This window comes from Pseudomonas lactucae, from assembly GCF_016937615.1.
Taxonomy (GTDB): Bacteria; Pseudomonadota; Gammaproteobacteria; order Pseudomonadales; family Pseudomonadaceae; genus Aquipseudomonas; species Aquipseudomonas lactucae.
The window spans coordinates 73,329-80,456 of record NZ_JAFHKI010000027.1 but is presented as its reverse complement, the minus strand read 5'-3'; the positions used below and the strand labels follow the sequence as shown (position 1 = coordinate 80,456).

Sequence of the window (7,128 nt, the reverse complement as noted above, 5' to 3'; positions counted from 1 at the left end):
GAGGGAGCTTGCTCCCGTTGACTGCGCAGCAGTCCCATTCTGTGTAAACAAAGAGAGGGGCCGCTTCGCGGCCCAACGGGAGCAAGCTCCCTCGCCACAGATACAGTGTTGTCCCTTAACTGACGGGCATTAGGGTAAGCCCCTTCTCACATTTTGGCCGCAGTGCATCAGATCAGCACCGGGGGCAAGTCGAATCGTCACCGCCCCTCCCACATGGGTCCTTGGTGTTTTTCAAGGATCGTGGTCGCTCGCTAAACCGCACCCGGATGTTTAAAGCCCCCCAATCGACAATGCCCAAGCCAGGCTCAGCGATACACCGGATAACGCCGGCACAGTGCGACGACCTGTTCGCGCACATGGTGGCCGACTTTGTCGCTGTTGCCGTTTTCCAGGGCGTCGAGTATGTCGCATAACCAGCCGGCCACTTGCTCGCAGGCCTCGACGCCGAAGCCGCGCGTGGTCACCGCCGGGGTGCCGATGCGCAGGCCGGAGGTCACGAAGGGTGAGCGCGGGTCATTGGGCACCGAGTTTTTGTTGGCGGTGATAAAAGCACGGCTCAAGGCCGCGTCGGCCTCTTTGCCGGTGTAGGGTTTGCCGGACAGGTCGATCAGCATCATGTGGTTGTCGGTGCCGCCCGAGACGATTGCGTAGCCGCGTTTTTGCAACACCGCCGCCATGGCCCGGGCGTTCATGACCACCTGACGCTGATAGACCTTGAACGCCGGCGCCAGCGCTTCCTTGAACGCCACGGCCTTGGCCGCGATCTGGTGCATCAGCGGCCCGCCCTGTACGCCGGGAAATACCGCCGAGTCGAGCTTTTTATAGAACGCTTCATCCTGGCCCTTGGACAGAATCAAACCGCCGCGCGGCCCACGCAGGGTCTTGTGCGTGGTGCTGGTGACCACATGCGCATGGGGCAGCGGGTCCGGGTATTCGCCCGCCGCGACCAGCCCGGCGACGTGGGCCATGTCGACCCAGAAAATCGCGCCGGCCTTGTCGGCAATGCTGCGCATGCGGGCCCAGTCCTTGTACCGCGAATACGCCGAAAAACCGCCGATCAACATTTTCGGGCGTGTTTGCAGGGCGATGCGCTCCATCTCGTCATAGTCGAGAAAGCCGGTTTTCGGGTCCAGCCCATAAGGCACGATGGTGTAGTGCCGCCCCGAGAAGTTGGCCGGGTTACCGTGGGTCAGGTGACCGCCCTGGGCCAGGTTCATGCCCATCACCGTGTCACCGGGGTTGGTCAGCGCCAGGAACACCGCAGCGTTGGCCTGGGCCCCGGCATGGGGTTGCACGTTGGCGTAGTCGCAGTTGAACAGGGCCTTGATCCGTTCGATGGCGAGCCGCTCGGCCACGTCGACGTATTCACAGCCGCTGTAATAGCGCTTGCCGGGGTAGCCTTCGGCGTACTTGTTGGTGAGCACCGTGCTCTGGGTTTGCATCACCAGCGGGCTGGCGTAGTTTTCCGAGGCGATCAGCTCGACATGGTCTTCCTGGCGATGCGCTTCGTTGTGAATCGCTGCGTGCAGCTCAGGGTCGAAGGCGTCAAGGGTCAGCGTTGAGTCGTACATGGCAAAGGGTCCTGGGTTAAAAAATCAAGTGTCACGGCGGGGGTGGGAGTCGGCGGTCGGCCAGTAGTACGCATCCGGCATGGCGCGGGCGCCGAAGATCGCCTGGCCGACGCGCACCACGGTCGCGCCCTCTTCAATGGCGATTTCAAAGTCACCCGACATGCCCATCGACAGCTCTTGCAGCGACACCCCATCAGGGGCGTGCTGACGCAAGCGGTCGCGCAGTTCACGCAGCCGCACGAAGCACGGACGCACTCGCACCACGTCGGCCGAGAACAGCGCCAGCGTCATCAACCCGCGCACCCGCAGGGTCGGGAACGCCGGCATGACCTGCAGAAACGCCGCCACGTCATGCGGCGCCAGCCCGTATTTACTGGCTTCGCCCGAGGTATTGACCTGGACGAACACGTCCATCTGCCGCCCCTCGATGCTCAGGCGATGATCCAGCGCCTCGGCCACCCGCAGGCTGTCCAGGGCCTGGAATTCGCTGGCGAAGCGCGCCACTTGCTTGGCCTTGTTGGTCTGCAAATGACCGATCACGGACCATTGCAGGTCGTGCAGATCCGCCATGGCTTCCCACTTGCGCTGAGCTTCCTGCACTTTGTTTTCGCCCAGCAGGCGGCAACCGGCGGCATAGGCCAGGCGCAGATGGGCTTCATCGAACGTCTTGCTCACCGGCAGCAGCCGCACAGCGGCCGGGTCACGCCCTACCCGGCGGCACGCCAGGGCAATGCGTTGCTGCACCGCGGCCAGGTTGCGGCGAAAGTCTTCGACACTCTCGGCCGCAGGGTAACGACCATGGCGTGCGTGCAGCAGGGTGGGGTCTTCGGTTTGATCAGGCATCGACATAAGGTATTGGCTCCTGCAGGCGGCCGCTGAGTGACGAGGACCGGAGTCTACGGATAGACTGGCCTGCCACTACAGGCCAATTTACGCAAACAGAGCAGACCGCATGGCAAAGACTTTCGCGCTGGAAACCCTGAAGATGCGCCTCAACGACGCGGAGTTTCAGCGCCTGGATCTGCACCAGCGCATCCAGCGTGCGTTGCGTGCGCTGATTCTCGACGGTGCCCTCGCCCCCGGCTTGAAACTGCCCGCCACACGGGTGCTGTCGCAGTCACTGGGCTGCGCCCGCGACACCGTCGAGAACGCCTATGGGCAGTTGCACCGGGACGGTTTCATCGTGCGCCGCGAAGGCGCCGGCAGTTACGTCTGCGACACCCTGGGCGTCACATTGCGCGGTGCCGGGCGCCGTCGCCTCAAGGCCCAGGCCGTCAGAAGCAGCGTTGCCGCACCGGGCGTCGAACTCAGCCAGCGTGGGCGAATGATCTTCGACACCGGCGGCGTGCACGATCAGCAAGTGATCAAGGCGTTCGCCACCGGCCTGCCGGAAACCCGCAGCTTCCCCACCGATGTCTGGGAGCGCTTGCAGCGCCAGGTCATGAAGGACCATCGGGCAAGCGTGCTGCTGCATGGCGACCCACAAGGTGCCGAACCCCTGCGCAAGGCGATTGCCACCTACCTGAACCTGGAACGCGGCGCCACCTGCACGCCCGACCAGGTGCTGGTGTTGAGCAGTACACGCCAGGCGCTGTACCTGTGCGCGCAGTTGCTGGTCGACGCCGGCAAACCGATTCTGCTGGAAAACCCGGGTTATTACGGCGCCCGCAAAGCCTTCGAAATCGCCGAAACCCAGGTGCTGCCGATCGACGTCGATGAACACGGCATCCGCACCGACCTGTTGCACGCCGACCGCAGCGGCGCCCCTTGCGTGTATGTCACGCCCTCGCACCAATACCCCACCGGCGTGACCCTGCCGCTGGAACGGCGTCTTGAATTGATCAATTGGGCGGCGCAAAAAGGCAAGTGGATCATCGAGGACGACTACGACAGCGAGTTCCATTACGACGGGCCACCCACAGCGTGTGTGCAGGGGCTCGACAAGTACCAGCGTACGCTCTACATCGGCACCTTCAGCAAGACCCTCTACCCCAGCCTGCGCATGGGCTACATGGTGCTGCCCCCCGAGCTGGTCAAGCCCTTTGCCTATGCGCGCAGCATCATGGATGGCCACACTCCGCAAACCCTGCAACTGACCCTGGCGCGCTTTATGGAGGACGGCCACTACAACGCGCACGTGCGCGCCATGCGCAAGCTGTATCGCGCACGCCGGTCGATCATGCACGAGGCCATCGGCAAGCACTTGAGCACGGTGGTCAGCGCCCAGTTGCCGCCGGGCGGGTTGCAGATTCCCTGTGTGCTCAAGGCCGGCTGGTGCGAAGAAAACACCATCCGCCAGGCCGCCACGGCGGGTGTGCAACTGTCCGGCCTCAGCCGGTTGTACGCGGGTGAGCCGAAGCAACAGGGCTGGCTGCTGGGTTACTCCGCCCTGACCGCACATGAAATCGAAACCGCGATGGTGCGGCTGGCCGGGGCGTTGAAAATCTAGCGGCCCTCTACAGCGACCTCACCCCCTGGCAACACGCGCTTCATGCCAGCAACTGCACGGTCATTGCGCGATAGACATTCAGCCCCTGCAGGTCGCTGGCCCTGGCCTGAGCGCCATCCAGCTTGGCCAGCCAACGGTGTGCCGGGGTCTTGTCCAAAGCCACCGCGTGCAGCGCTAGGGGCGTAAGGCCCAATTCCATCAGCGCTTGAGGGCCTTGCTCACTGACCAACAGGACTTCGTCCGCACCCACGGCAACTGCCCGGTCCAGCCCGGCATAGACGTTGCGCCTCCAATCGTTGATGTGCGACTGCCAACGGGAAAAATTGCCCCCTCCTTTTTGGCGGTACTCGTCGCTCTGCAAGATGGCCAGCGTGTCGACTGAATGGAGGGCCAGGTAGGCCGGGCAATCGCCGCTCAAGGCTTCGAAACGCTGTGAGGTTTTAAACCCACTCACCGAGATCAGCGCCGGCAGTTTTTCCAGGCTGTAAAACGCATTCCACTCGGCTTCGCTGGCGGGATCAGCGTAGTTGCACTCGACTGTGTAAATCATCATGTCACTTCACTTGTTGATGTTTCCTCATGCTAGTGCCAAGTTAATCCGCTATAAAACGACTTTTCTGCACCTTTCAGTGACTAAACATCAAGCTGAATGCTATGACCCGAACCAGGAACGCCCATGCGTCGAAAGCTCCCCAGTAACGCGGCCCTGATGGCCTTTGAAACAGCCGCCCGCCATGGCAGTTTCGCCCGTGCCGCCAACGAACTGGCCTTGACCGAAGGCGCCATCAGTCGGCAGATAGGCCGCCTGGAAGCCTTTTTGGGTGTCACGCTGTTCGAGCGCGTGGGCAACCGCGTGCGGCTCCTGCCCAACGGTGAGCGCTATGCGGCCCAAGTACGCGAACTGCTCGACCGGCTCGACAGGGACAGCCAGTATCTGATGGGCCAACCCAGCGACGGCGCCAGCCTGGATATCGCCGTCAGCCCCACCTTTGCCCTGCGCTGGCTGATTCCGCGGTTGCCTGACTTTGGCCAACAACACCCGAACATCTGTGTGCACCTCTCGGAGCGCATGGAACCGTTTGTGCTGGCAGGCAGCGGCTTGGACGCCGCCATCCATTTCGAGCACCCGGCCTGGACAGGCATGCACACGCACCGCCTGTTGAACGAAGTGCTGATTCCGGTTTGTCACCCTGCCCTCCTGAACTCGGGCAAACAGGCAACGGCGTTGGACTCACTGCCACGACTACACCGGCGGCAGAACCCGGATGCGTGGCAGCGCTATGCCCAGGAAACCGGGATGGTCCTGAGCAACGCCGCGATGGGCGCGCGCTACGATTTGCACGCGATGTTGATCGAAGCCGCACTGGCCGGTCTTGGCGTGGCCCTTGTACCGCGCCTGTACGTGGAAGCAGAACTGGCGCAAGGCCGACTGGTTGCGCCATGGCCGCAGGCGACGAATATCGTCAAGACGTTTTGCCTTGTGTTGCCCGAGCCTCTTGAGCTGAGCGGTGCGCCTATTCGGGCGTTTGCGTGTTGGTTGTTGGGACAGGCGCATTTGGCCTAGGGCTGCAATATCGGCCGACAATGCGCTAGCCGGTGTCATCCCTTGGTCAGATCAACCAACGGCGTCTGCCGCACCTCAGTCTCCCGCCCACCCTGAATCTCGCTCACCTGCTTCAAGGCCTTATCCACAGCCGCCTTATCCGCCAACAAGCTGTAGCTGATGCGGAACTGCTTGTGTTCCTTCGGTCCAATTGTTGGTACCAGGTTCAGTGGCCGCTGATAACGGCGGTTGTAGGAAAAACTTGTCCCCGGCTCCAACCCCGTGACATAGCCCTGGCCTTGGGTATCGGTATTTTTCCACAGGGAAAACACGGGCAGTGTCTGAGTATTGAAGCCGACTGAAACGCCCAGGCTGCCGGCCTTGTTATGCAACACGGTCAACGTATCGCCCTTGGCATCGGCATAGGGCACCACGTTGTAAACCGTTTCGTCGTAGTCCTTGGTCGGAGCGCGGTAGGTTTGCCAGTCGGACAGATCTTCCTTGGCCTTCTCGTTGAACGGCGACACCTGTTTCACTGGCGCGACGAAACGAGCGCCCTGCTCCAGGAACGGGGTACTGAAGTTACTGTGATACAGCGCCTGGTATTCCTTTGGATAGTCGCCGTTGTTGGCTAGGGTGTCGTTGAGGGCGAACACTACGCTGCCGGGTTCGGTGACCAGTTCAGTAGCGACGGAGAAGTCGACCTTCTTGAACGCCTGCTCTTTCAGTTCGCCGCGCAGGGTGATGGCGTACGGTGGTTTTTCATCGATGTGCAGGGTGACTTTGTTCGCAGGAATGTTGGCGGCCCGACCGTGCAGGGTCAGCAGTTCGCCGTTGTCGATGCCGGGATGGCCGACCCATTCGTATCCGCAGCGAGTGACCAGCTCATTGAAACCTTCCAACCAGCCCAGACCACCGCGGCCATTGAGTTCGATGAAGGACGGATTGACCACTTCCTTGACCGGCGAATCCCAGCCCATGCGCACATTGCCGACCGAGGCCTGCAAGACGTTCATTCCGCGAGTCGGGACTACCGAGAGTTTCATCGTACCGTTATCGATGTCGACGATGCTGACGCCCTCCTGCCGACCGCCGTGCAAGGTGCGCAGGCTAACGCTGAAGGGTTTGTCGGTTTTTATGCCGAGTTGCTGGCTGGTGATCTGCCAGTTCTGCGCGGCTTTGTCGGTGTCGAGCAGAATGTAATCCCAGGCCATGGCGTGGGAGGCAGCGCAGAGTGCGCTGAAGGCAACAAAGAGTTTGAGCGGGGTCATGGCAGCAGCCTTTCTTGGAGTTGTGTCATTTTTATAAACCTGATGAAACGTTTCAGCAAGTTTAAAAAGGGATCCAGCACTGCCAATGCCAGGAAGATTTGGGACAAATCGGAAAATTGAGTCCATGCCATCGCGAGCCGGCTCTCGCTACGTCGCATTGCTCTCCCCCATTATGTAGCGGCATGCCGGGGATTTTTACGCCCATGAGGAGATTGGCCTTTCATCTGCTCACCAAAGAAATCCTGTGAACTCTCGATCTACGAGCGTCTCAACCTCAGTACACCCTACATGAGG

Annotated in this window: 6 protein-coding genes; 2 read left to right on the top strand and 4 right to left on the bottom strand. The window is 61.4% G+C overall.

Annotated elements, in window-relative coordinates; translation table 11 throughout:
• Positions 1-305: 305 nt before the first annotated feature.
• Complete coding sequence (gene glyA, locus JWR98_RS06095) at positions 306-1,571, bottom strand: serine hydroxymethyltransferase (RefSeq protein WP_205489521.1); 1,266 nt, start codon at positions 1,569-1,571, stop codon at positions 306-308.
• A 24-nt stretch (positions 1,572-1,595) separates the two neighbouring features.
• Positions 1,596-2,414, bottom strand: coding sequence for a YggS family pyridoxal phosphate-dependent enzyme (locus JWR98_RS06090; RefSeq protein ID WP_205489524.1), 819 nt, complete (start codon positions 2,412-2,414; stop codon positions 1,596-1,598).
• 109 nt (positions 2,415-2,523) lie between these two features.
• Between JWR98_RS06090 and pdxR the strand changes: the two genes are divergently transcribed.
• On the top strand, positions 2,524-4,020 hold the full coding sequence (pdxR, locus tag JWR98_RS06085) for a MocR-like pyridoxine biosynthesis transcription factor PdxR (protein WP_205489520.1): 1,497 nt from the start codon (positions 2,524-2,526) through the stop codon (positions 4,018-4,020).
• 40 nt (positions 4,021-4,060) lie between these two features.
• On the opposite strand, the gene JWR98_RS06080 is transcribed toward pdxR, so the two are convergent.
• Positions 4,061-4,570, bottom strand: coding sequence for a sugar ABC transporter (locus JWR98_RS06080; RefSeq protein ID WP_205489523.1), 510 nt, complete (start codon positions 4,568-4,570; stop codon positions 4,061-4,063).
• Between the two features lie 126 nt (positions 4,571-4,696).
• Here JWR98_RS06080 and JWR98_RS06075 point away from each other — a divergent pair, with 126 nt between their 5' ends.
• Entirely contained in the window at positions 4,697-5,584 is an 888-nt protein-coding gene (locus JWR98_RS06075; RefSeq protein WP_078733984.1) for a LysR substrate-binding domain-containing protein, read from the top strand.
• Positions 5,585-5,619: 35 nt separating this feature from the next.
• On the opposite strand, the gene JWR98_RS06070 is transcribed toward JWR98_RS06075, so the two are convergent.
• A complete protein-coding gene (locus JWR98_RS06070; RefSeq protein ID WP_078733985.1) occupies positions 5,620-6,834 on the bottom strand; it encodes an aldose 1-epimerase family protein in 1,215 nt (404 codons plus the stop codon).
• Positions 6,835-7,128: the final 294 nt, after the last annotated feature.